The organism is Nocardioides sp., assembly GCF_041913365.1.
In the GTDB taxonomy this organism is placed as follows: domain Bacteria; phylum Actinomycetota; class Actinomycetes; order Propionibacteriales; family Nocardioidaceae; genus Nocardioides.
In genome coordinates, this window is the sequence record NZ_JAYSFM010000004.1 from 202,662 (window position 1) to 225,899 (window position 23,238).

The window sequence follows — 23,238 nt, forward strand, 5'->3', positions numbered from 1 at the left end:
TGGGAAAGTGCCCGGATACTTTTACCTCTGGGTAACTGGTCCGAGGGCGGGCTGTGGATCGCGAAACAGGATTGTTGACACATGTCCCGCATCGCGCTGATCCCCGTCGCAGTCATCCTGGCTGCCGGCTCCGTGGTGGTCGGTTCTGGCCAGGCAGGGTCGGCCGAGCCGGCCCACACCTCGGTCTCCCAGCAGGTCGACACGGAGATTCCCTCCACCACCCGCTGATCCCCCCTCTATGCTCCTACGCATGGTGCACGACGTGCTGGTGGTAGAGGACGAGGAGGACATCGCCGTCCCGTTGATGCGCACCCTGGAGCGTGAGGGCTACGACGTCAGCCGGGTCTCGGGTGGTGCGGACGCGTTGACCTTCGTCGTCGAGCAGGAGCCCGCCGTGGTGATCCTCGACCTCGGGCTGCCCGACATGGACGGCATCGACGTGTGCCGCAAGATGAGATCGGGTGGCTACCTCGGCGGCATCATCATGGTGACCGCCCGCGCCGGTGAGCTCGACCGCGTGGTCGGCCTCGACGTCGGTGCCGACGACTACCTCGCCAAACCCTTCGGCCTGGCCGAGCTGCTCGCGCGGGTGCGTGCCCTGCTCAGGCGCAGTGCCCACGTCGCGCCGGACGACACGACCGTCGTCACCTCCTCGGGCCTCAAGATCGACGCCGCCTCGCGCCGCGTCCACCTGGGCGACAAGGAGATCGCGCTCACCGCGAAGGAGTTCGACGTCCTCGCGGTCCTCGCCTCCCACCACGACAAGGTGGTGCCGCGCGAGACGCTGATGAACCAGGTCTGGGACCAGAACTGGTACGGCTCCACCAAGACCCTGGATGTCACCATCGGCCGTCTGCGCAGCAAGCTGGAGGCCGCCGACGCCGGTGAGCGCGTCGTCGCCATCCGTGGTGTCGGCTTCCGCCTGGAGACCGGCAGCTAGGGGTGCGCGAGAGGCTCACCCTCGCCTTCGTCGGGCTGACCCTCGTCCTGCTGGTCCTGGTGGGCATCGTGCGGGGCCTCTGGCTCTCGCACGAGGTCCGCGAGGACGAGCTGGACACGCTGGGCGAGCACGCGACCCAGGTCGCGGTCGTCTTCGACCGCCGCTTCGAGGGCGGCCTCCCGGTCTCCTCGCTGCAGCTGCAGGACCTCACCAGCACCGACACGCGGCTGACGGTCATCCACCCCGACTCCCCGGACCTGACGGCGACCGGCGACCGGTTCCGCGCGGAGGCGCCGGGCGAGCCGCTGCAGGTCACCCGCAAGGTGGGGGAGACCACCGTCGTCGCCGTGCAGAGCGACGCCCACGTCCGGGCGAGCACGCAGGACCTGGTCACCTCGCTGCTCGCCATCATGCTGGTCGCGGTGCTGCTCGCGATCATGGTCGGCCTGGTGATCGCCCGACGGCTCGCCGAGCCCTTCGCCTCGCTGGCGCGCAGCGCGGAGGCGCTGGGTCGCGGCCGCTTCGACATCGACCTGCCGGACTCGCGGATCCCGGAGGTGGTCGCGCTGGGGGCGGCGCTGAAGACCAGCGCGCAGAACCTCGAGCACGAGTTCCAGCGCAACCGCGAGTACGCCCAGCAGGCCTCCCACGCGCTGCGCACCCCGATCACCGCCCTGCGGCTCGAGCTCGACGAGCTGCTGATGGCCGACGACCTCGACCAGGAGACCCGGGAGGCACTGGTCCGCTGCCAGTCCGGCGTCGAGCGCCTGCAGGACACCATCGGCGACCTGGTCGAGGCGGGGCGCAGCCGCGGCCTCCTGGGACGTACGACGATCCCGCTGCGCGAGCTCGCCGACGACGTCTCCCGGCGGTGGCGCCGGCAGCTGCCGGAGGACTGCGAGGTGCGGATGCGGGTGGAGGGCGGCGGTGAGCTCACGGTCACCCCAGGTCCGGTCGAGCAGGTGCTGGACAGCGTGCTGGCCGACGTCTGCGGCCACGGCGCCGGCCCGGTGACCGTGCGCATGGAGGCCGAGGAGGGCCACCTGCGCATCCACGTGACCGGACGGACCCAGGTCGACCCTCCGACCGAGCGCCCGGACGCGGCCGCCGGCGCCGCCATCACCCGGGTCCTCGGCGGGCGATGGGACGGCGACGCGCTCGCAGGTGGTCTGGACATCCTGCTGCCCCGACGCTGACCCTCCTTTACCAACAGCCCCAGCAGGGCCACCATGCCCCTATGGGCACCCTGGCCCCAGGGAGCAGGAGTCAGGACCTCGGGAATGCCGTCGCGCCGGTCGACCCGGGGCTGGAGCCGCGCGCCGCGCTGGAGCTGAGGGTCCACGGCGTGCACGGCACGTCCCCGGCCTCGATGCTCGGGGTCAAGGACCCGCGCCAGGTCGCCGGCGACGGGATCACCGGCGTCTTCCGCGCCGACACCCTGCCGCGCCGCACGCTCCGCCCGGGGCACGCGGTGGAGGCGTACTCGTGGGGCGCACTCACCTCGGCCGTGCGCGGCGCCCTCGGGTGGGTGCAGCGCGTGCTCTGGCTGGTGCTGCTGCCCTTCGCCCTGGTCAACCTGGCGTACTGGGCGCGCCTCCACGTCGGCACCGACACCCAGACGGCCCGCGGCGGCGCCGGCGCCGTCCGGTGGGCCGCGCTGCTGCTGACGATGCTGATCGTCCTGACGACCTGCCTGATCTCCCTCGACCTGGTGGCGTGGCAGTGCTACCGCGGTGGCACCAAGTCGTGCGACGTGCTGCCCGGCCTGCTGGACTTCATGATGTTCCTGTCCCCGAGCGAGCGCCTGGCGGTCGCGTCGCTCGTGCCCCTCGGCGTGATCGCGCTGATGTGGTTCCTGTCCCGCCGGACCCTGGCCCGCTACGAGGCCTGCACGGACAGCACCGACCTCGGCGGCGGCCCGCACCTGCTGCAGAAGACCCGGTTCTGGTCCTCGACCCGCCGCACGGTCCGGCTCCAGCGGATCCACATCGCCGCCGCCGTCGCCACCTTGATGGCGTACGTCGGGATCCAGGTGGGGCAGCTGACCGGCGACCCCAACGTGTGGACCTTCGTGGCGGTCGCGATCCTGGTGGTCTGCTTCGTCGCCACGGCCCGGCTGCACCCGCAGGACCTCGAGTACACCAAGCAGCAGATCGACAGCAAGGGCCCCTACGACAAGTGGGCCCCGTGGCTGATGCGCCTGTCCGTGCTGCTCGTGCTGACGCAGCTGGGCTGGCTGGCGTGGCCCTCGGTCGCCGACAGGTCGCGCACGTGGGACTCCACCATCGGCTGGTGGGGCCACAACCTGTGGTTCATCGGGTTGTTCGTCGCGCTGTCCGCGGTCAACATCGCCGTCTTCGCAGCGGGCCGGATGCACCGGGTGCCGGCCACCATGACGATCGTCGTGTTCGCCACGGGCGTCGGCATCGCGGCGTGGCGGAGCCTGCAGGGCGAGGACATCAAGGACGACCGGGACCTCGCGGTGATCCTGGGGCTGTCGTTCGGCTTCGCCTTCGCCTTCTTCGGCGTGATGCTCTTCTGGCAGCTGTCCCAGAAGCGGGTGCCCGCGCTGGCCGACAAGGCGTGGTACGGCGGCGCGCCTGCCGTGATGATCGGGGCCGCCGGCTGGATCGCCCTGCTCTTCACCACCGCAGCGGTGACGGCGGCCGCGGAGTACCTCAACGGTCCGGACCAGACGGTCTCCGACCTGACGTCGGTGTCCACGGCAGTGGAGGAGGCGACCGCGCCGGACGAGGTGACCAACGACGACACCGACCGCGTCGTCGTCGACCTCTCGAAGGAGGCGGTGGTGCGCGACGGCATCGTGGTGCTGGGAGCCGGCGGCGCCCCGCCGATGTTGGTGCGCGGCACCCTCGAGGTCGACACCGCGGAGTACCTCGACACTAAGAAGCGCGAGATCCGGCGGCTGGCCGACACGGTCATCTTCAAGGGTCTGCTGCGGATGGAGGACCCGACCCTGCTGCTCGTCGACACCTGCAAGGTCGAGGTGGGCGACGTGCAGCCGCCGGCATGCCACCCCGAGGATCCGACGTTCGTGTCGGCGGTGGAGGAGACGGTCGACGGGCAGCTGCTCGTGGTGAACGACGAGGGGCGGGTCCGGCTCTCCGTCGCGGAGCCGCCGGCGACGCCGCTGGTGGTGCCGCAGGTGCTGATCTGGGCGCCGATCGTGCAGGTGCTGTGGGCACTCCTGGCCGGGCTGATCGCCCTCGGGTGCTACGTGCAGCTCAAGGCCCGGACCTACCCCCGCATCAAGCGACTGATGGACAAGGAGGGGGTGGCCACCGAGTCGCGCAACGACATCCGCAGCAAGCGGCTGCGAGCGGCGTACGCCCACCGCGCCGAGCGGCTCATCGAGCTGCTGGGCGGGGTGACCGTGGTGTGCGTGCTGCTCCTGCTCTGCCTGTCCGCGACCGGGCTGCCGCCCAACACCCTCGTCAGCAAGCTCTTCCCCGACCTGCGCAGCGACCTGCCGCACCTGCTGGCGAGCCTGTCGCTCTACGTCGTGCTCGCGCTCAGCGCCGGCTTCGTGCTGCTGAGCAGCTACGTGCGCCGCTCGGAGGCGACCCGCAAGGCCGTGGGCATCCTCTGGGACCTCACCACCTTCTGGCCGCGCGCGGCCCACCCGCTGAGCCCGCCCTGCTACGCCGAGCGCGTCGTGCCCGAGCTGACCACGCGGATCCGGTGGGCGCTCGAGCGGCACGGCACCGTCGTCGTCTCCGGCCACAGCCAGGGCTCGCTGATCGCGGCGGCGACGCTGATCCGGCTCGAGGAGGAGGAGCTGGAGCGGGTCACGCTGGTGACGTACGGCAGCCAGTTGCGCGCGCTCTACGGCCGGATCTTCCCGCGCGTGCTCGGCCCGGCGGTGCTGGGCAACCAGCCGACCGACGGGTCGCCGACGTTCAAGGACCCGATGCCCGACGCGCCGCGGGTGCTCGCCACGGCCGAGGTCGCGCCGCCCGGCCACGACCCGAAGACGCTGTGGGACTGCCTGGGCAAGGACGGCTGGTTCAACCTCTTCCGCCGCGGGGACCCGCTCGGCTGGCGGGTCTTCTCCGACGAGGACTCCGACCACGACGTGCCCACCCCCGAGGTGCCGCCGCGGGAGGCCGGCGACCCGGGCCCGACCGTCTCGACGCACAGCGGCTACCAGCACACCATCGAGTACCGCCGCGGCGTCTGCGCCTGGCTCGGCGAGGCGCTCGTCGAGGACAGCGACTGGGACATCGGGGAGGTCCAGCCGCTCCCGGAGCCGTGAGCGTCGTAGCGACCGGGCGTCCTTCACGGGGCCGACAAGACGGGCCGGTGTGCCCACCCGACCGGTGACGTTCGCTCCTGCCGCATGGCCGGTCCCGTTGCGAGGCTGGAGGCACACCCGGAAGTGAGGAGCACGACCATGGAACTCCCACGCCTGCTGGCCCGGCCGGGCCGCAGCCTCGCCGCCGTCGTCGCTGGAGCGGCACTCGCCCTCAGCGGCCTGGCACCCGTCCCCGCCGCCTCCGCCCTGGCCTCCGGCGGCATCGCCGGCGTCGTCACGGACGAGGAAGCCGCGCCCCTCGCGGGCATCGAGGTGACCGTCTGGGACAACCTCGGCTACGCCGAGGTGGTCGTCGGGCAGGACGTCACGGGCGCCGACGGGTCCTACCAGGTCGACGGGATCACCCCCGACCCCTTCTACAAGGTCCGCTTCCGCGACCCCAGCGCGACGTACGCCACCGAGTGGCACCTCGACACGGTCGCGGGATCGTTCGCCACGTTCGTCGCCGTGCCCGACGGCGGGGTCACCACGCTCCCCGACACGGAGCTCGAGCCGGCTGGCAGCATCTCCGGGACGCTCACCGTCGGTGCCGGCACGCCGGTCGACAACGGCACGGTCAGCGTGTGGTGGCGCTACACCGCTGGGGGCTACTCCTGGGTCGACGACTACGCGACGGAAGCAGACGGGAGCTACCTGGTCCCCGGCCTGAAGTCCGCCACCTACGCCCTCGTCTTCCGCGACCTCGAGTCCGGAGCCGCCGAGGCGTGGGACGACCGGCCGGACATCACGAGCGCGACCTCGTTGTTCGTCGGCAGCGGGGACGCGGTCGAGGGGATCGACGCGCTGCTCGCCGGCGTGGTCACCAACACCGCCGCTCCGACGATCACGGGCACACCCCAGGTGGGCCAGACGCTCACCGCCAGCTCCGTCTGGACCCCTGCGGGCACGACGGTGACCTATCGCTGGGTGGTCGGCGACGACACCACGCCGGGCGACGACCCGACCGGCCCGACGTACGTCCCGGGAGCCGGTGACGTCGGCAAGACCATCCGGGTGCACGCCACCGCCGTTCGCGGTGGCGGCTGGGTCGGCGCGACCGCGTGGTCCGCGGCGACGTCGCCCGTCACCGCCGTGCCGGTGCCCCCGGTCGTGGTCCTGGCCGTCGCCAACGACCGCCTGCCCGTCGTCAAGGGCACGCTGCGCGTCGGCAAGGTCATCCGGGTGACCAAGGGCGCCTGGACGCCGTACCCCGAGGACCTCGACTACGCGTGGTACGCCAACGGCAAGCGGATCAGGGGCGCCCACCGCCAGTGGTTCAAGCTGACGAACAAGCAGCTGGGCAAGCGGATCGTCGTGCAGGTCACGGCCTCCGTGCCGGCGTACCAGCCCTTCACGGTGCGCACCCGGCGCACGGCTCGGGTCACGCGCTGATCCGGCGTGGTGGTGGAGCCGTCCGGGGTCAGGACACCCGGACGGCGACCCACCGGCTGTACGGGGACAGGCCCGCGGCGTTTCGCGCCGCGACCCGGATCCGGTAGCGCCCAGGGGAGAGGTGCCGGACCTTCACCCGTCGCCCCGTGGTGGTGACGGTCCGGGTCCGGCCCTTGCTGATGTCGACGAGGTAGCCCGTGACGGGGCTGCTGCTGGTCGGGGCCTTCCACCTCACGACGACGGCTCGGCGCCGCGCCGTGCACCTCGGCGCGCCCATCCGACTCGGAGCGGTCGCGGACGACGTGGTCGTCGGGGTCAGAGTCGGCGTCGGAGTGGGTGCTGGCGTGGCACCGAGCACCTGGAAGGTGTCGGTCCAGCTCTGGACGGCGGCTGCGGCGGCTCGTGGCCGGGTCGTCGCGCTGGTCGTCGTCGTGGTGGTCACCTCGCCGGCGATCGTGTAGGTCCCCGGCTCCGACGCGGCGCAGTAGACCATCTCGTACGTCGCGTCCTGGCCCGTCCCGGTCTCCTCGACGAGGTCCAACGAGTGCACCAGCGTCCCGTCTGGGTCCGTCACGGTGATCCGGGCGTCCCAGGTCACGACCTCGTCGAAGGCGATCACCGTGCGGACGTGCTGGAAGACGCACCCGGTCTCGGTCAGCTGCACGTCCTCGGCCTCGAAGGACGTCACGGTCTGGGCGTTCGCGGGCGTCGAGGTCGCGGTCAGGGCGAGCCCGGCACACGCTGCGGCCAGCAACCGCAGGTAGCGATCCATCGAGCTCTTTCCTCCACGCGAACGGCGACGAGGGGTCCCGGAACAGCCGTCCCCCGTAGGACAGTGTCGTCCAACCCCGCCCGGCCTCGCTGGCTTTCGGCCGATTCGCACTCCGCGCTGGTTGTCCACAACCTTTACTCAGGCTCTGTTTGTGCGGTCGCAGGCTGGGTAGCGTCACCGGTGCACGTTCTCGGGAAGCAGGGGCACCGCCATGGCCACAGATCGGCTGGATCGAGCGACCACGCTCGCCCGACCTGACGCCCACGACGACCTGGTGCGCCAGCTCGACGGCCAGGTGCGCGAGCGGGTGCGACGCGAGGGGGTCGACCCGCAGCGCGAGTCGGTCGTCGTACGCCGCATCGCCGAGGACGTGGTCCGCGACCACGACCAGCTCAGCCTCACCGGTGTGGTCGCGCCGGTCGCCGACGACGGGGCGATGGTCGGCGAGCTGGTGGCGCGGGTGGCCGGCTTCGGGCCGCTGCAGCCGTTCCTCGACGACCCCGAGGTCGAGGAGATCTGGATCAACGACCCCAGCCGCGTCTTCATCGCCCGGCGCGGGCGGCACGAGCTGACCAACCTCCGGCTCGACGCCGCCCAGGTGAACGAGCTCGTCGAGCGGATGCTCAAGTCGAGCGGCCGCCGCCTCGACATCAGCACGCCCTTCGTCGACGCGATGCTGCCCGAGGGTCACCGGCTCCACGTCGTGCTGGAGGGGATCACCCGCGGCTTCACTGCGGTCAACATCCGCAAGTTCCTGCTCCGGGCCCATCGGCTCGCCGACCTCGTCGCGCTCGGGAGCCTGACCCCGCAGGCGGCGCGGTTCCTCGAGGCCTCCGTGCGGGCGGGTCTCAACATCCTCGTCGCCGGGGGCACCCAGGCCGGCAAGACCACGATGCTGAACTGCCTGGCCGCCGCGGTGCCCGGTGGCGAGCGGGTGGTGAGCGCCGAGGAAGTCTTCGAACTGCGCTTCAGTCACCCCGACTGGGTGGCGATGCAGACCCGTCAGGCGGGCCTCGAGCAGACCGGCGAGATCGTGCTGCGCGACCTCGTCAAGGAGGCCCTCCGCATGCGGCCGAGCCGCATCCTCGTCGGCGAGGTGCGTGCCGCCGAGTGCCTCGACCTCCTGCTGGCGCTGAACTCCGGCCTCCCGGGAATGTGCACCCTCCATGCGAACAGCGCGCGGGAGGCGCTGGTGAAGATGTGCACCCTGCCGTTGCTGGCCGGCGACAACATCTCGGCCCGCTTCGTCGTGCCGACGGTCGCGACGTCCGTCGACCTGGTGGTCCACCTCGGCGTCGACGCCGACGGCACCCGGCGGGTCAACGAGATCGTGTCCGTGCCCGGGCGGGTCGAGGCCGACGTGATCGAGGTCGAGCCGATCTTCGTGCGCGACGCCACGGGGCTACGGCGCACCGGCGGAGTGCCGGCGCGCACCGACAGCTACGAACGGGTCGGCATCGACGTCCACCAGGTGCTGGCCACCGCCGACCACGGCACCGGGGAGGCCTGATGGGTGCGCTCGTCGGGCTCGGCGTCGGCATCGGGCTCATGCTGGTCTGGGCCGCGTTCGCCCTGCCGCGAGCCCCGCGGTCCGGTGCCCCGACGCCGTCCGCGCTCGCCCGCCTCCTCGGCCGCGCCGGCCTGGGCGACGTGACACCGGCCGGCGTGGTGACGCTGTGCGCCGTGCTCTTCGCGGTGGTCTTCGCGCTCGTGCAGGCCGTGTCCCGGACCGCGCCGATCTCGTTCGTCTTCGCCGCGATGGCGGCGTACGCCCCGATCCTGCTGCTGCGGCAGCGGGCCGCCCGGCGGCTGAGGGACTTCGCCGAGGTGTGGCCCGAGGCCGTCGACAACCTCGCGAGTGCCGTACGCGCCGGGATGTCGCTGCCCGACGCGGTGTCCGCGCTGGGCACGACCGGTCCCGAGGCGCTGCGCGGCGACTTCGCCCGGTTCGCCCTCGACTACCAGGTCACCGGACGCTTCGGTGAGTGCCTCGACCGGCTCAAGGACCGGCTCGCCGACCCCGTCGGTGATCGTGTCGTCGAGGGCCTGCGGCTGGCCCGCGAGGTCGGCGGCGGCGACCTCGGCCGCCTGCTGCGCAACCTCTCGGGCTTCCTGCGCGACGACGCGCGGACCCGCTCCGAGCTGGAGTCACGCCAGGCCTGGACGGTCAACGGCGCTCGGCTCGCGGTGGCGGCGCCGTGGATCGTGCTGCTGCTGATGTCGTTCCAGACGAGTGCGATCCGCCACTACGCCTCGGCCGGCGGAGTGATCGTCCTCGGCGTCGGCTTCGCCGTCTGCGTCGTGGCCTACTGGGCGATGATGCGAATCGGCCGGCTGCCCGTCGAGAAGCGGATCCTGTCGTGAGCACCCTCCTCTGGGGTGCCGCGCTCGGCGCGCTCGGCGGTGCCGGCGTCGTCCTGGTCCTCCTGCGCATCAGCGTGCTGCGCCGACCCCAGCTCTCCGACCGCGTGCTGCCCTACCTGCGGGACGTCCCGCTGCGCGACCAGACGCCGGCCCTGCGGACGACCTCCTCGTCGCCGACCTCCGCCGCGGCCGGCATCTTCGGTCCGGTGCTCCGCTCGGCCGCGGACCTCGTGGAGCGGGTGCTGGGCGGCAGCTCGTCCGTACGCCGCCGGCTGCAGCGCGCCGGCCTCGTCCGGTCCGTGCAGGAGTTCCGCATCGAGCAGGTCCTGTGGGGCCTCGTCGGGTTCGGCGCGGCGGCGGGGCTCACCCTGGTCCGCACCCTCGGCGGCGTGGGCAGCCCGGGCTCCGCCCTGGTCCTGTGCGTGCTCGGCTTCGTCCTCGGCGTCTTCGCCCGCGACAACCGGCTGAGCACCCAGGTCAAGGCGCGTGAGCGTCAGGTCCTCACCGAGTTCCCCACCATCGCCGAGCTGCTGGCGCTGTCGGTGGCGGCCGGCGAGAGCCCAGTGTCCGCCCTCGACCGGGTGGTGCGACGCAGCCACGGGGCCCTCTCCCAGGACCTCGCCGCCGTTCTCGGCCGCGTGCGCACCGGCGAGCCGGTCGGGCAGGCCTTCGAGTCGCTGGCCAGGTCGACCGGACTGCCGATCGTGGCGCGCTTCGCCACGGGCATCACCGTCGCCATGGAGCGCGGCACCCCGCTCGCCGACGTGCTCCACGCCCAGGCGGCCGATGTGCGCGAGGCCGGTCGCCGGCTCCTGATCGAGACGGCCGCCCGCAAGGAGATCGCGATGATGGCGCCCGTCGTGTTCTTCGTGCTCCCCGTGACGATCCTCTTCGCCTTCTACCCCGGCGTGCTCGGCCTCCGGCTCACCACGCCCTGACTCGTCTCCACGAAAGGACACACCCATGCACCCGTTCCTCCTCATGCTCGTCCCGGCCCGCGACCGCGAGCGCGACGAGCGCGGCGACGTGCCCGGTTGGGTGATGGTCACGCTGATGACCGCCATCGTGGTCGCGGCGCTGACCCCCTTCGTCGGCGACGAGCTGCGCGGCCTGCTCGAGCGGGCGTTCTCGATGGTCAGCGGCTGAGGCGAGGCGGTGACGCGTCAGGGTGAGCGCGGAGCAGCCGTCGTGGACTTCGTGCTGATCCTGCTGGTGCTGCTCCCGCTGGTGGTCGGGATCCTCCAGCTCGCACTGGTGCTCCACGTGCGCAACACGCTGGCCTCGGCCGCCGCCGAGGGCGCGCGCCACGCTGCCGTCGCCGGGTCGTCGGCGCCCGCAGGTCGGGCGAAGGTGCAGGAGCTCGTCGACGGCGCGCTCTCGGAGGACTTCGTCCGGTCCGTGACGGTGCGCCCGACGGTGGTCGGCGGCGCACCCGGTTACGAGGTGGTCATCGAGGCCGACGTCGGCGTGCTGGGGCTGGGTGGCGGGGCCGGCATCCACGTCCAGGTCGCCGGCCACGCGGTCGCCGAGGCGAGCGAGGTCGCCCCGTGAGGCGGCGCGACGAGTCGGGCTCCGCGCTCGTCGAGCTCAGCTGGCTGGCGATCATTCTGCTGGTCCCGCTGATCTGGTTGGTGATGTCGGTGTTCGAGGTGCAGCGGGGTGCCTTCGCCACCAGTGCCGCGGCCCGCGCCGCGGGGCGGGCGTACGCCCTCGCACCCGACGACGCCACTGGCGAGGCCCGCGCCCGGGCGGCCGCCGAGCAGGTGCTGGCCGACCAGGGCACCCGTGGCCAGCGGGCGCAGGTCGAGATCTCCTGCGACGCGCCGGGCGGCAACTGCCACGTCGGCACCTCTGTCATCACGGTGCGGGTCGACTCGGGCGTCGACCTGCCGTTCTTCCCCGCGATCCTGGGCAAGGGGTCGGCGACCTTCTCGCTCGACGCCAGTCACACGGTCCCCATCGGGCAGTACGTCGAGAGCGCGCCCGAGGATCCCGAGTGAGGCGCCGACACGACGACCACGGCCAGGTCACGCTGCTGATCATCGGCTTCGCCGGCATCCTGCTGATGGCGATCGTCGCCGTGATCGATGCGTCGTCGGCGTACCTCCAGCGTCAGGGGCTCGACAACCTCGCCGACGGCGCCGCCCTCTACGGCGCCGACCTCGGCTCGTCCGGGATCTACGAGGAGGGGCTGGGGGATGGTCGGTTGTCCCAGCAGGAGGCGGCCGTGCGCACGGCGGTGCACGACTACCTCGCGCGGGCGGGTGCTGCGCGGAAGTACCCCGGCGTCGACGTCGTCGTGCACGTCGACCCGGCCGGGCGGTCCGTGACGGTCCGGCTCGTGGCGCCGCTCGACCTCCCGCTGACCATCCCCGGCTCACCGAGCAGCCCGCGGGTCGCCGCCAGCAGCACGGCCGCCGTCACCGTCGTAGGAACCGGGTGAGCTGCCCCGCGGATCTCAGGGGAGCACCACGTGACGGACCGGTTCGACGGGGGCGTCCGGAGCGAGGCGGTGATTCGTACCGCGCGTGAAGAAGCTCGGCTCCCCGGTGCACGCCCCGGCGTCGGCGCTGAGCTTGCCCAAGCCGGTCAGGTCGCCCTTGGCGTAGGCGAGGTTCTTGCCGGTCGCCCCCGAGACCATGACCTGCTTCCGGTCGCGGACGTGGCCGAGGCCCATCGCGTGACCGACCTCGTGGAGCACGACCTCGCGCCACTTCGCCTTCGTGGTCTTCTGCGCCACGTCGAGCGTCACGCCGCCGTCGAAGACGACGCTGCCGGTGTAGGCGGCGCCGCCGAGGCCGATGGTGGAGCCGGCCAGGTCGGGCACGGTCCTGGGGGTGGAGAAGGCGAAGACCAGGTCGACGTTGTCGGGGTAGGGGGTCTCCTTGCGAGCGAACGGGACGTGATTGGTCGTCCCCGCCGCGGCGAACCGCAGGCCGGTCGCTGCCGACGCCTCGCGCAGCGCGTAGCGGATCTCCTTCGGGGCCCACGCGGGCATCTTCGAGGTGTTGACCGCGTAGCGAATCGGCGCGCAGGCGTTCCAGCGGGCGGTCGGGCCGAACATCAGGCGGTGGGCCGTCGAGCCCTTCGGCTTGTAGGTCCGCTTGACGGTGACGTCGCTCGTCTTCGTGCCCTCGACGGGTCCGTAGCTGCCGAAGGCTGGGGCGACGGCGCGGTAGGTGTGCCTGCCGACCCAGAACGTCGGAACGGCGAGGACGTAGGAGCCGCTGCCGGTCGACGTGGTGGATGCGACGGTGACCCAGGCGCCGTCCTTGGCACGCACCTGGAGGTCGACGGGCCGGGCTCCGCCGGTCACGGTGCCGGTGACCGGCTGGGACTTCGCGCCGACCTTCACGACACGCCCCGAGGGCAGGTCGGAGGTGAGGGAGGACGGTAGCGCCGTCACGACGGCCTGGAAGTGGTCGTAGACGTAGAGCCCCGCGTCGTCGTAGTCGTCGACCTGGACGGAGAAGTCGTTCTCGCCCGGGACCTCGAGGGTGACCGAGGTGGAGGCCGTCATGGCGCCGGGCCCGACGGTGAGGGACCCGACGGTCGTGTAGTCGTCGGAGCCGGTCGATCGGGTGATGGGGAGGGTGACGGGACGAAGCAGGTCTTCCCCGTGCGCGGTCACGGTCATCGCCGACCCGACCTGGAAGGGCCCGGTGGGCCAGGTGATCTCGACGTCGGGATGCAGCCAGCCGCCGCCGTCGGTGTCGAAGGCCAGGCAGGCAGGCGAGCTGTCGTCGAGGTGGATGTCGCAGCCGTTGATCACCAGCGCCTCCGCAGGCGCGGCGGTGGCCATCGGCACGAGGAGGGCGACAAGGGCGGTGCCGAGGATCGTCCTGACGGCAGGGAGGGTCGTGTGCACGAGCTCCTCATCGGCTGCGGTCGTCACGTGTTGAGCACTTTGTGCGGAGCGGGAACAGCAACGACGTACGGCGTTTCGTCCGTGCCGTGGCGGCGGGTGCCCTAGTCTCCGGCCATGAAAACGGGGAACCCCTTCATCAGTCATGTCCTAACGAGCCTGCGGCGCGGCCGCGGGCCCGCCCTCGCGGCGGGAGCCGCCCTCGCCCTGAGCGCCCTCGCGCCCGTCCCGGCCGCCTCGGCCGCCGACCCGGGAAGCATCAGCGGTGTCGTGACCGACGCCGGCCTCACCCCGCTGGCGGGCATCGAGGTCACGGTGATCGACCAGAACCTCTACACCGGGGACGTCGTCGTCGGCACCGACGTCACCGACGCGAGCGGCGACTGGCAGATCGACGGCCTCGAGGCCGACCCCTACTACCGCGTCGGCTTCACCGACCCCGACGGCGACTGGGCGACCGAGTACTACGACGACAGCCCGGTGCCCGGTGGCGGTGGCGGACAGTTCGCGGACTGGGTCCCGGTTGTCGCGGGCGACGTGACCGAGAACGTCAACGCGGTCCTCGAGCCGGGCAGCGCGGTCAGCGGTCGCGTGACCGTCGGTGCCGGTGGCGCCGTCAACAACGGCGCGGTGACCGTCTGGTGGCTCTACGCCCCGCAGGCCTGGGCACGAGTCGGCAGCTGGACCACCGACGCGGACGGCCGCTACGAGGTCCCCGGCCTCCGGGGTGCGTCGTACCGCCTCGACTTCAGCGACTCCCAGACCGGCGCCTCGCGCTCGGTCTCGCTCGACGTGGCGAGCGGCGTCGACCGCACGGGCACCGACGTGCTCCTCGGCGGCGTCGTCAAGAACACCGTCGCCCCGACGATCTCCGGCACCCCGCAGGTCGGCAAGACCCTCACCGCGGCCTCGACCTGGACGCCGGCGGCCACGACGGTCACCTACCGCTGGGTCGTCGGCGACGACACCTCGCCGGCGGACGACCCGACCGGCACGACGTACGTCCCGAAGGCGGCCGACATCGGCAAGTCCATCCGGGTGCAGGCCACCGGCACGCGTGGCGCCGGCTGGGTCCCCGCCACCGCGTGGTCGGCCTCGACCGCTGCGGTCACCGCGGCACCGGTGGCGCCGCTGCCGGCCGTCGCCAACGTCAAGGCCCCGGTCGTCAAGGGCAAGCTGCGCGTCGGCAAGGTCATCCGGGTCACCAAGGGCGCGTGGACGCCGTACCCGCAGGACCTCGACTACGCGTGGTACGCCAACGGCAAGCTCATCAAGGGCGCCCGCCGCCAGTGGTTCAAGCTGACCAAGAAGCAGCTGGGCAAGCGGATCGTCGTCCAGGTCACGGCCACCGCGCCGTCCCACCAGCCGACGACCGTGCGCACTGCGCGGACTGCGAAGGTCACCAAGGCCCGCCGCTGACGTGGTCCGGCGGGGTGAAGGTCGTCACCGATCCCACCCCGCCGGATGGGCACACCCGACGCCTACCCGCGAGTCGCCGGTAGCGTCGCAGCATGACCGAGACCTGGCCCGGCGCGGCGTACCCGCTGGGCGCGACCTATGACGGCAGCGGCACCAACTTCGCGATCTTCAGCGAGGTCGCCGAGCGTGTCGAGCTCTGCCTGATCGACGACCACCCGCGCAGCAAGCGCAAGCGCAAGGAGACCCGCGTCGAGCTGACCGAGGTCGACGCGTTCGTGTGGCACGCCTACCTGCCCGGCGTCCAGCCAGGCCAGCGCTACGGCTACCGCGTGCACGGGCCGTGGGACCCCGACAACGGCCAGCGCTGCAACCCCAGCAAGCTGCTCCTCGACCCCTACGCCAAGGCGACGGTCGGGGAGTACGACTGGGACCCGTCCGTCTTCTCCTACCGGTTCGACGACCCCGAGACGACGAACGACGACGACTCGCTCGACCACGTGATGCTCGGCGTGGTGATCAACCCGTTCTTCGACTGGGAGGGCGAGGCCCGCCCGCGCACGCCGTACCACGAGACGCTGATCTACGAGGCGCACGTCAAGGGGCTCACCCAGCTCCACCCCGAGGTGCCCGAGGAGCTCCGCGGGACGTACGCCGGCATCGCCCACCCCGCCGTCGTGGAGCACCTGACCCGGCTCGGCGTCACCGCGATCGAGCTGATGCCGGTCCACCAGTTCGTGCAGGACGACGCGCTCGTGCAGAAGGACCTGCGCAACTACTGGGGCTACAACACGATCGGCTTCTTCGCCCCGCAGGAGTCCTACGCCTCCACCGACGGCCTCGGCCAGCAGGTGCAGGAGTTCAAGGCGATGGTCAAGGCGCTGCACGCGGCCGGCATCGAGGTCATCCTCGACGTGGTCTACAACCACACCGCCGAGGGCAACCACCTCGGCCCGACGCTGAGCATGAAGGGCATCGACAACGCGGCCTACTACCGCCTCGTCGAGGACGACCAGCAGTACTACATGGACTACACCGGCACCGGGAACTCCCTCAACGTCCGCCACCCCCACTCGCTGCAGCTGATCATGGACTCGCTGCGCTACTGGGTGACCGAGATGCACGTCGACGGCTTCCGCTTCGACCTCGCCGCGACGCTCGCGCGCGAGTTCTACGACGTCGACAAGCTGTCCACCTTCTTCGAGCTCGTGCAGCAGGACCCGGTGGTCAGCCAGGTCAAGCTGATCGCCGAGCCGTGGGACATCGGCCCCGGCGGCTACCAGGTCGGCGGCTTCCCGCCGCAGTGGACCGAGTGGAACGGCGCCTACCGCGACACCGTCCGCGACTTCTGGCGCGGCGAGCCCGCGCTGGGCGAGTTCGCCTCCCGGGTCGCCGGGTCCTCCGACCTCTACGAGAACTCCGGGCGCCGCCCGTTCGCGAGCATCAACTTCGTCACCGCCCACGACGGCTTCACGCTGCGCGACCTGGTGTCGTACGACGAGAAGCACAACGAGGCCAACGGCGAGGACAACAACGACGGCGAGAGCCACAACCGCTCGTGGAACCACGGTGTCGAGGGCCCGACCGACGACGAGCACGTCAACGCGCTGCGCTCGCGCGAGCAGCGCAACTTCATCACCACGCTGCTGCTCAGCCAGGGCGTGCCGATGCTGCTGCACGGCGACGAGCTCGGCCGCACCCAGCAGGGCAACAACAACGGCTACGCCCAGGACAACGAGCTGACCTGGGTGCACTGGGACGAGGCCGACCACGGGCTCGTCGAGTTCACCGCCGCGGTCTCCCGACTGCGTCGCGAGCACCGCACCTTCCGCCGCCGGCAGTTCTTCACCGGCCAGGCCGACGAGAACGGCCTCGACGACATCGTCTGGCTGCACCCCGACGGGCGCGCGATGGAGGACGGCGACTGGGACGCGGGCCAGAAGTCGCTCGGGATGTACCTCAACGGCGACGCCATCAACACCCGCGACTCCCGCGGCAAGCCGATCACCGACGACCACTTCCTGCTGTTCTTCAACGCCGACGGGCCGTGCGAGGTGACCCTGCCCCCGGCGGAGTACGCCGAGTCGTGGGACGTGCTGATCGACACCGGCGGGGTCGCCGACGAGCGCGGCACGTGCGCCGCCGGGACCACCCTGCCGATGGGGGAGCGATCCACGCTCGTGCTGCGGGAGCACGTCGAGCCCGAGCCCGAGGAGACCGACCGCTCGGTGTCCGCATCGCTGAGCGCGACCGGGGGAACGGAGGCGCCGTGACCTCCCACGCGGAGCGGCGGACGCCGCACAGCACCTACCGGCTCCAGGTGAGCCCCGACTTCACCCTGTACGACGCCGCGCGGGTGCTGCCGTACCTCCACGACCTCGGCGTGGACTGGGCCTACCTCTCGCCGCTGCTGGCCTCCGAGCCCGGCAGCACCCACGGCTACGACGTGGTCGCCTTCGACCACGTCGACCCCGAGCGCGGCGGCGCCGAGGGCCTCGACGCCTTCTCCGCCGAGGCGCGGCGGCTCGGCATGGGCGTGCTGGTCGACATCGTCCCCAACCACGTCGGCGTCGCCACCCCGGCGGAGGACCCGTGGTGGTGGGACGTGCTGCGGCTGGGCCGCGAGTCCGAGCACGCGACGGCGTTCGACGTGGACTGGGCGGCCGGTGACGGGCGCATCCTGATCCCGGTGGTCGGCGACGACGACGAGGGCGCGATCCGCATCGACGGCGATGTCGTCCGCTACCACGACCAGCGCTTCCCGATGGCTCCCGATACGACGACGCTCGAGGAGCAGCACTACGAGCTGGTGAGCTGGCGGGCGGCCGACGAGGAGCTCAACTACCGCCGCTTCTTCGCGGTCAACACGCTCGCCGCGGTGCGGGTGGAGGACCCCGAGGTCTTCGCCGAGACGCACGTGGAGATCAAGCGGTGGTTCGACGAGGGCCTCGTCGACGGGCTCCGCGTCGACCACCCTGACGGGCTGCGCGACCCCAAGCGCTACCTCGACGACCTCGCCGCCCTGACCGGTGACGCCTACGTCCTGGTCGAGAAGATCCTCGAGCCCGGCGAGGAGCTGCCCCGCGACTGGGCGACCTCGGGGACGACGGGCTACGACGCGCTGGCGCTGGTCGACCGGGTGCTCACCGACCCCGCCGGCGAGGCGCCGCTGACCGCGCTCGAGGACCGGCTCCGCGGCGCCCCGGTCGACTGGGAGCGCATGGTCCACGACAACAAGCGCGCCGTCGCCGACGGCATCCTCCACTCCGAGGTCCTCCGGATCACCCGCGAGGTCGAGCGCGTGCTCGAGCACCGGATCGAGTCGGCCGACGACGACGCCGTGGCCGACGCGGTCGGCGAGCTGCTGGCCTGCTTCCCGGTCTATCGCTCCTACCTCCCCGAGGGCCGCGACCACCTCGCCCAGGCGTTCGCCCGGGCACGCGAGGAGCGCCCCGACCTCGCGGCGACGTACGACGTGCTCGAGCCGGTGCTGCACGACGAGTGGAGCCAGCCGGCACGGCGCTTCCAGCAGACCTCCGGCATGGTCATGGCCAAGGGCGTCGAGGACTGTTCCTTCTACCGCTGGTCCCGGCTGACCTCGCTCAACGAGGTCGGTGGCGACCCGTCGATCTTCGCGATCCGTGTCGACGACTTCCACGAGGCGATGGCCGCCCGCCAGCGCGACTGGCCCGACGCGATGGTCACGCTCTCCACCCACGACACCAAGCGCGGCGAGGACGTCCGCGCCCGCATCACCGTGCTGGCCGAGGAGCCCGGCCACTGGGAGCGTGCCCTCGACGAGCTGCTCCGGCTCGCGCCCGTCCCGGACCCGGGCTTCGGCTCGCTGCTCTGGCAGGCCGTGCTCGGCGCCTGGACGCCCGAGCACCTGCCCGACCTGCGCGACCGGCTCCACGGCTACGCCGAGAAGGCGATGCGGGAGGCGGGCGACCGCACGACCTGGACCGAGCCCGACGAGGCGTACGAGTCCGCCGTGCACGCGGCGGTCGACGCGCTCTTCGACTCCGACGAGGTGCGGGCCGTGCTGGCCGACCTCGCCGCCCGCATCGAGGAGCCCGGCCGCTCCAACGCGTTGGCCGCCAAGCTCGTCGCGATCACCATGCCGGGCGTGCCGGACGTCTACCAGGGCAGCGAGCTCTGGGAGACCTCGCTCGTCGACCCCGACAACCGCCGTCCCGTCGACTTCGACCACCGCGCCGCGGTGCTGGCGGGCGAGGCGACCGACGACGCCGTCGACAAGCTGCACGTCACCTGCACCGCGCTCACTCTGCGACGCGAGCGGCCGGAGCTCTTCACCGGCTACGCCCCGGTCACCGCCACCGGCGCGGCCGCCGGCCACGTCGTCGCCTTCGACCGCGGCGGTGCCATCACCGTCGCGACCCGCCTCCCGGTCGGCCTCGCGGCCGCCGGCGGGTGGCGCGACACCCGGCTCGACCTGCCGCCGGGGCGCTGGCACGACGTGCTGACCGGCGTGGACACCGACGGCCACCTGGCCGACCTGCTCGCCACGCATCCGGTGGCCCTGCTCGTGCGGGAGGACTGATGAGGGGCACGTACGACGTCTGGGCGCCGCGGCCGCAGCGGGTGCGGCTCGCCCTGGCCGGCGAGGTCGTCGAGATGACGCGGACCGGCGACGGGTGGTGGACGCCCAGCGAGCCCGTGCCCGACACCGACACTGCCGTCGACTACGGCTACCTCCTCGACGACGCCCCGGACCCGCGGCCCGACCCGCGCTCGCGGCGGCAGCCCGACGGCGTGCACGGGCTCTCGTGCCACGAGCCGACGGCGTACGCGTGGGGTGACGTCGGCTGGACGGGCCGCCAGCTCGCCGGCTCGGTGCTCTACGAGCTGCACGTCGGCACCTTCACGCCCGGGGGCACGCTCGACTCCGCGACCGAGCGGCTCGACCACCTCGTCGACCTCGGCGTCGACCTCGTCGAGCTGATGCCGGTCAACGCCTTCAACGGCACCCACAACTGGGGCTACGACGGCGTCGGCTGGTACGCCGTCCACGAGGGCTACGGCGGTCCTGACGCCTACCGGCGGTTCGTCGACGCCTGCCACGCCGCCGGGCTGGGCGTCGTCCAGGACGTGGTCCACAACCACCTCGGCCCTTCGGGCAACTACCTGCCGCTGTTCGGGCCTTACCTCAAGGAGGGCCGCAACACCTGGGGCGACCTGGTCAACCTCGACGGCGAGGGCTCGGCCGAGGTGCGTCGCTACATCCTCGACAACGTGCGGATGTGGTTCGAGGACTACCACGTCGACGCGCTGCGGCTCGATGCCGTGCACGCGCTCAGCGACACCTCCGAGGTGCACCTGCTGGAGCAGATGGCGATCGAGACCGCCACGCTGTCGGCGCAGCTGCGGCGCCCGCTGACCCTCATCGCCGAGTCCGACCTCAACGACACCCTGCTCGTGAAGCCGCGCGAGGCCGGTGGCTACGGGCTGGACGCGCAGTGGAGCGACGACTTCCACCACGCCGTGCACGTCGCGCTCAGCGGTGAGACCGCCGGCTACTACGCCGACTTCGAGCCGCTCGAGGCACTGGCCAAGGTGTGCGAGCAGGGCTTCTTCCACGACGGCACGTTCTCGTCGTTCCGCGAGCGCGACCACGGGAGCCCGGTCGACACCGCGAGGATGCCCGCCTGGCGTCTCGTCGTGGCGGACCAGAACCACGACCAGATCGGCAACCGGGCCCGCGGGGACCGGCTCGCCGAGCACCTGGACGACGACCAGCTCGCCTGCGCCGCCCTGCTGCTGATGACCGCGCCGTTCACGCCGATGCTGTTCATGGGGGAGGAGTGGGCGGCCTCGACGCCGTTCCAGTTCTTCACCTCCCACCCCGAGCCGGAGCTCGGGAGGGCGACCGCCGAGGGGCGGATCGCGGAGTTCGAGAGGATGGGCTGGGACCCCGCCGAGGTGCCCGACCCGCAGGACCCGGCCACCTTCGAGCGGTCGAAGCTGGACTGGGACGAGCTCTCGACAGGCCGCCACGCGGTCGTGCTCGACTGCTACCGCCTGCTCGTCTCGCTGCGACGCGAGCTGCCGCAGCTCACCGACCCGTCCTTCGGCTCCGTGTCCTGCTCGGTCGAGGGCCGGCTGTTCACGATGCGCCGCGACGACCTGCTGGTCGTGGTCAACGCCGGCGAGGTGCCCGCGACGCTCGACGTCGATGCGGGGGAGATCCTGTTCCACACGCCGACGGGCGTCGCCCTCGACGGCGGCACCGTCGAGGTCCCGCCGCACGCCGGCGCGTTGTTGCGTTGAACTGTGAGGCGCTCCGCTGCTAGACCACCTGCGGTGAGGGCTCGAGGCGTTCGCCCGTCACTGCTTTGAGCAGGTCACGGGCGATGCGTCCGAGTTGCCGGCGTGTGCTCGGCGAGTCGACGAGCTGTTCTGCCACGACCATCAGGCCGGTCCGATAGGCCCGGAAGCTGGCCGGAACTTCAACCCCCTCCTTGGCGGCCCTCACTTCGAGAAACTGCAGCCAGGCCTCAGCGACGAACACCTGGATCCCAGCGAACTGTTGTTGGGTCGGTGCAAGTCCCTGGGTCAGCGCCTCGAGACTGGCCGTCGGGCGCATTTCGATCAGACTGGAGACGTCGGCGACGGTCTCGTTCCACGAACGCTGCGGATCCTGGATGACCGTCCGCATGAGCAGGAACGGGTGCCAGAGCCCGGCCACGTCGTCGATCGGCCCGTTCTGCCGCAGTTCCTCCTCGGCGCCGGCAAAGTCGCCTCTGTCCAGCAAGAGCGACGCCTTGGTCAGTGGATAGGTCGCTGGAAGCGCATCGAGCTGCGGCTCGAGGATGTCGGTCGTGCCAGTCGGGTCGGCGCCCGCCAGCATCGCCCGGTTCTGCACTGCCTCGGCCACCACGTAGTCGGGCATCCCCTTGTCGATCGCGAAAAGGACGAACCTGCTCACTACCTCGAGGTCGACGGACGTGTAGATCCACCAGCGAGCTAGGGCGACAACGGCGGCTTCGTCGCTCTCGTCGTCGCCAGCCATCGCTGACGCCTTCTTCGCACTCTGGACGGCGACCTCAAACTTTCCACGCGCCGCCTGGATCCTGGCCTTTTCCCTCAGGCTGGACACGTTGACGTTGGCCACACGGACCAAGTGCTGTTCAGCCCTGTCGATGTCCCCGACGTTGGTCAGCAGGTTGGCCAGAGCCAGTCGGTCCTCATCCGTCCGTTGGAACTGGCTCGGCTGGAGCAAGGATCGTGCCAAGGCCGTCGAGTAGACGACCCCAACCGCCGCCATTGCGAGTGCGGCTGGTCCCAGTGACGTGAGTTCGACGAGATTGGAGGGGACGTTGAAGATGGCCCCCGCTGTGTTCGCCAGACCGTCTTTCGACAGTTCTGCATCGGTCATGCCGAACCGCGATCTCATGCACGCAGCCAAGAGGACAAGTGCCGCCGCGTCGAACAACGCGATCGCCGCGAACACGGCAAAGGGACTGTAGAGCGAGCGGCGCAGCGAAACGTGGAGTCCGCTGATCGCGAAGTTCAGATGTTTGGCGACGAGTGCCGCCAGCAGGAAGACGGTGAGCACGATCAAAGCCGGTCGCCACACCAACGAGTCATGGCCCGTCAGGAGTGCGCAGGCTACGGCGAGAGCGAATCCGCATGCCGACTGGATCAGGACAAGCGGGCGAAGCGACAGTGCGGAGCTGAAGTGAAAGTCTGAGAGTCGGCTCTCGAACGCTCTGGCTTGCGCACGACGTGCCACGGCGGCGGGCCACGCAGCAGCTTCGGCTGGAAGGGCGAGCGCGGCAATCGCGAGGCGTTTGGTTCGGCCGCTCTGCTGCATCCCGCGGTTCGCGATGTCGATCACACTCATCCTGCTCGGCGCCAGTTGAGGGTTCTTCAGCAAAGCCACCTGGAACGCCATCACGAAGACGACGGCGGCCAAGTACACGCCGACCAGTCCGGTCACCACCACACGTAGCACGTCGATGAACATCGAGACTCCCCGAGCGCCGCCGAGCATCCTTGAGGAAGCAATCAGACTACTTTCCGGCAAGCAGGTGTGCCATCGCAATTGGCCGGACGACAGGTGCCGTCGCGGGGGGGGGGGGGCCCCCCCCCGCCCCCCCCCCCCCCCCCCAACCCCACCCCCCCCCGGACTGGGCGGGGGGGCGGCCGCCCGC

19 protein-coding genes are annotated in these 23,238 nt (G+C 71.6%); 16 read left to right on the forward strand and 3 right to left on the reverse strand.

Going from position 1 to position 23,238, the window contains the following annotated elements; translation table 11 throughout:
• The first annotated feature begins 81 nt into the window (after window positions 1–81).
• The 5 genes from ACE3QY_RS11780 to ACE3QY_RS11800 all read left to right on the forward strand — a co-directional run bounded on the left by ACE3QY_RS11780 (window position 82) and on the right by ACE3QY_RS11800 (window position 6,647).
• Window positions 82–228 carry a hypothetical protein gene (locus ACE3QY_RS11780; RefSeq protein ID WP_374456216.1) on the forward strand — a complete coding sequence of 49 codons (147 nt, stop codon included), beginning with the start codon at window positions 82–84 and terminating at the stop codon, window positions 226–228.
• Between the two features lie 22 nt (window positions 229–250).
• A complete protein-coding gene (locus ACE3QY_RS11785; protein ID WP_374456217.1) occupies window positions 251–940 on the forward strand; it encodes a response regulator transcription factor in 690 nt (229 codons plus the stop codon).
• 2 nt (window positions 941–942) lie between these two features.
• The gene (locus ACE3QY_RS11790; RefSeq protein WP_374456218.1) at window positions 943–2,136 is read left to right on the forward strand and encodes a sensor histidine kinase; all 1,194 of its coding nucleotides are present in this window, start codon (window positions 943–945) and stop codon (window positions 2,134–2,136) included.
• Between the two features lie 41 nt (window positions 2,137–2,177).
• Window positions 2,178–5,216 carry a hypothetical protein gene (locus tag ACE3QY_RS11795; protein ID WP_374456219.1) on the forward strand — a complete coding sequence of 1,013 codons (3,039 nt, stop codon included), beginning with the start codon at window positions 2,178–2,180 and terminating at the stop codon, window positions 5,214–5,216.
• A 138-nt stretch (window positions 5,217–5,354) separates the two neighbouring features.
• Window positions 5,355–6,647 carry a hypothetical protein gene (locus ACE3QY_RS11800; RefSeq protein WP_374456220.1) on the forward strand — a complete coding sequence of 431 codons (1,293 nt, stop codon included), beginning with the start codon at window positions 5,355–5,357 and terminating at the stop codon, window positions 6,645–6,647.
• A gap of 28 nt (window positions 6,648–6,675) precedes the next feature.
• Here ACE3QY_RS11800 and ACE3QY_RS11805 read toward each other — a convergent pair whose 3' ends face one another.
• A complete protein-coding gene (locus tag ACE3QY_RS11805) occupies window positions 6,676–7,419 on the reverse strand; it encodes a fibronectin type III domain-containing protein (protein WP_374456221.1) in 744 nt (247 codons plus the stop codon).
• Between the two features lie 211 nt (window positions 7,420–7,630).
• Here ACE3QY_RS11805 and ACE3QY_RS11810 point away from each other — a divergent pair, with 211 nt between their 5' ends.
• The 7 genes from ACE3QY_RS11810 to ACE3QY_RS11840 are packed head-to-tail and all read left to right on the forward strand — an operon-like array spanning window position 7,631 to window position 12,226.
• Complete coding sequence (locus tag ACE3QY_RS11810; protein WP_374456222.1) at window positions 7,631–8,929, forward strand: CpaF family protein; 1,299 nt, start codon at window positions 7,631–7,633, stop codon at window positions 8,927–8,929.
• On the forward strand, window positions 8,929–9,783 hold the full coding sequence (locus ACE3QY_RS11815; protein WP_374456223.1) for a type II secretion system F family protein: 855 nt from the start codon (window positions 8,929–8,931) through the stop codon (window positions 9,781–9,783). The genes ACE3QY_RS11810 and ACE3QY_RS11815 overlap by 1 nt, the downstream gene beginning before the upstream one ends.
• The gene (locus ACE3QY_RS11820; RefSeq protein ID WP_374456224.1) at window positions 9,780–10,721 is read left to right on the forward strand and encodes a type II secretion system F family protein; all 942 of its coding nucleotides are present in this window, start codon (window positions 9,780–9,782) and stop codon (window positions 10,719–10,721) included. Before ACE3QY_RS11815 ends, ACE3QY_RS11820 begins: the two co-directional genes overlap by 4 nt.
• 25 nt (window positions 10,722–10,746) lie before the next feature.
• Window positions 10,747–10,929 carry a hypothetical protein gene (locus tag ACE3QY_RS11825; RefSeq protein ID WP_374456225.1) on the forward strand — a complete coding sequence of 61 codons (183 nt, stop codon included), beginning with the start codon at window positions 10,747–10,749 and terminating at the stop codon, window positions 10,927–10,929.
• A gap of 9 nt (window positions 10,930–10,938) precedes the next feature.
• Entirely contained in the window at window positions 10,939–11,334 is a 396-nt protein-coding gene (locus ACE3QY_RS11830) for a TadE/TadG family type IV pilus assembly protein (RefSeq protein ID WP_374456226.1), read from the forward strand.
• A complete protein-coding gene (locus tag ACE3QY_RS11835; protein WP_374456227.1) occupies window positions 11,331–11,783 on the forward strand; it encodes a hypothetical protein in 453 nt (150 codons plus the stop codon). Before ACE3QY_RS11830 ends, ACE3QY_RS11835 begins: the two co-directional genes overlap by 4 nt.
• The gene (locus tag ACE3QY_RS11840) at window positions 11,780–12,226 is read left to right on the forward strand and encodes a TadE/TadG family type IV pilus assembly protein (protein ID WP_374456228.1); all 447 of its coding nucleotides are present in this window, start codon (window positions 11,780–11,782) and stop codon (window positions 12,224–12,226) included. Before ACE3QY_RS11835 ends, ACE3QY_RS11840 begins: the two co-directional genes overlap by 4 nt.
• 15 nt (window positions 12,227–12,241) lie before the next feature.
• Here the strand turns inward: ACE3QY_RS11840 and ACE3QY_RS11845 are convergent, their stop codons facing one another.
• On the reverse strand, window positions 12,242–13,678 hold the full coding sequence (locus ACE3QY_RS11845) for a matrixin family metalloprotease (RefSeq protein WP_374456229.1): 1,437 nt from the start codon (window positions 13,676–13,678) through the stop codon (window positions 12,242–12,244).
• An 87-nt stretch (window positions 13,679–13,765) separates the two neighbouring features.
• On the opposite strand from ACE3QY_RS11845, the gene ACE3QY_RS11850 reads away from it, so the two are divergent.
• The 4 genes from ACE3QY_RS11850 (at window position 13,766) to treZ (ending at window position 21,352) form a co-directional block, all read left to right on the forward strand.
• Window positions 13,766–15,067, forward strand: coding sequence for a hypothetical protein (locus ACE3QY_RS11850; protein ID WP_374456230.1), 1,302 nt, complete (start codon window positions 13,766–13,768; stop codon window positions 15,065–15,067).
• A 92-nt stretch (window positions 15,068–15,159) separates the two neighbouring features.
• Window positions 15,160–17,337 (forward strand): glycogen debranching protein GlgX, encoded by a 2,178-nt coding sequence (gene glgX, locus ACE3QY_RS11855; protein ID WP_374456231.1) that lies wholly within the window; start codon window positions 15,160–15,162, stop codon window positions 17,335–17,337.
• Entirely contained in the window at window positions 17,334–19,625 is a 2,292-nt protein-coding gene (treY, locus tag ACE3QY_RS11860; RefSeq protein WP_374456232.1) for a malto-oligosyltrehalose synthase, read from the forward strand. The genes glgX and treY overlap by 4 nt, the downstream gene beginning before the upstream one ends.
• Window positions 19,625–21,352: a malto-oligosyltrehalose trehalohydrolase gene (gene treZ / locus ACE3QY_RS11865; protein WP_374456233.1), complete on the forward strand. Its 1,728-nt coding sequence runs from the start codon at window positions 19,625–19,627 to the stop codon at window positions 21,350–21,352. The genes treY and treZ overlap by 1 nt, the downstream gene beginning before the upstream one ends.
• 19 nt (window positions 21,353–21,371) lie before the next feature.
• On the opposite strand, the gene ACE3QY_RS11870 is transcribed toward treZ, so the two are convergent.
• On the reverse strand, window positions 21,372–23,051 hold the full coding sequence (locus ACE3QY_RS11870; RefSeq protein WP_374456234.1) for a hypothetical protein: 1,680 nt from the start codon (window positions 23,049–23,051) through the stop codon (window positions 21,372–21,374).
• Window positions 23,052–23,238 lie beyond the last annotated feature (187 nt).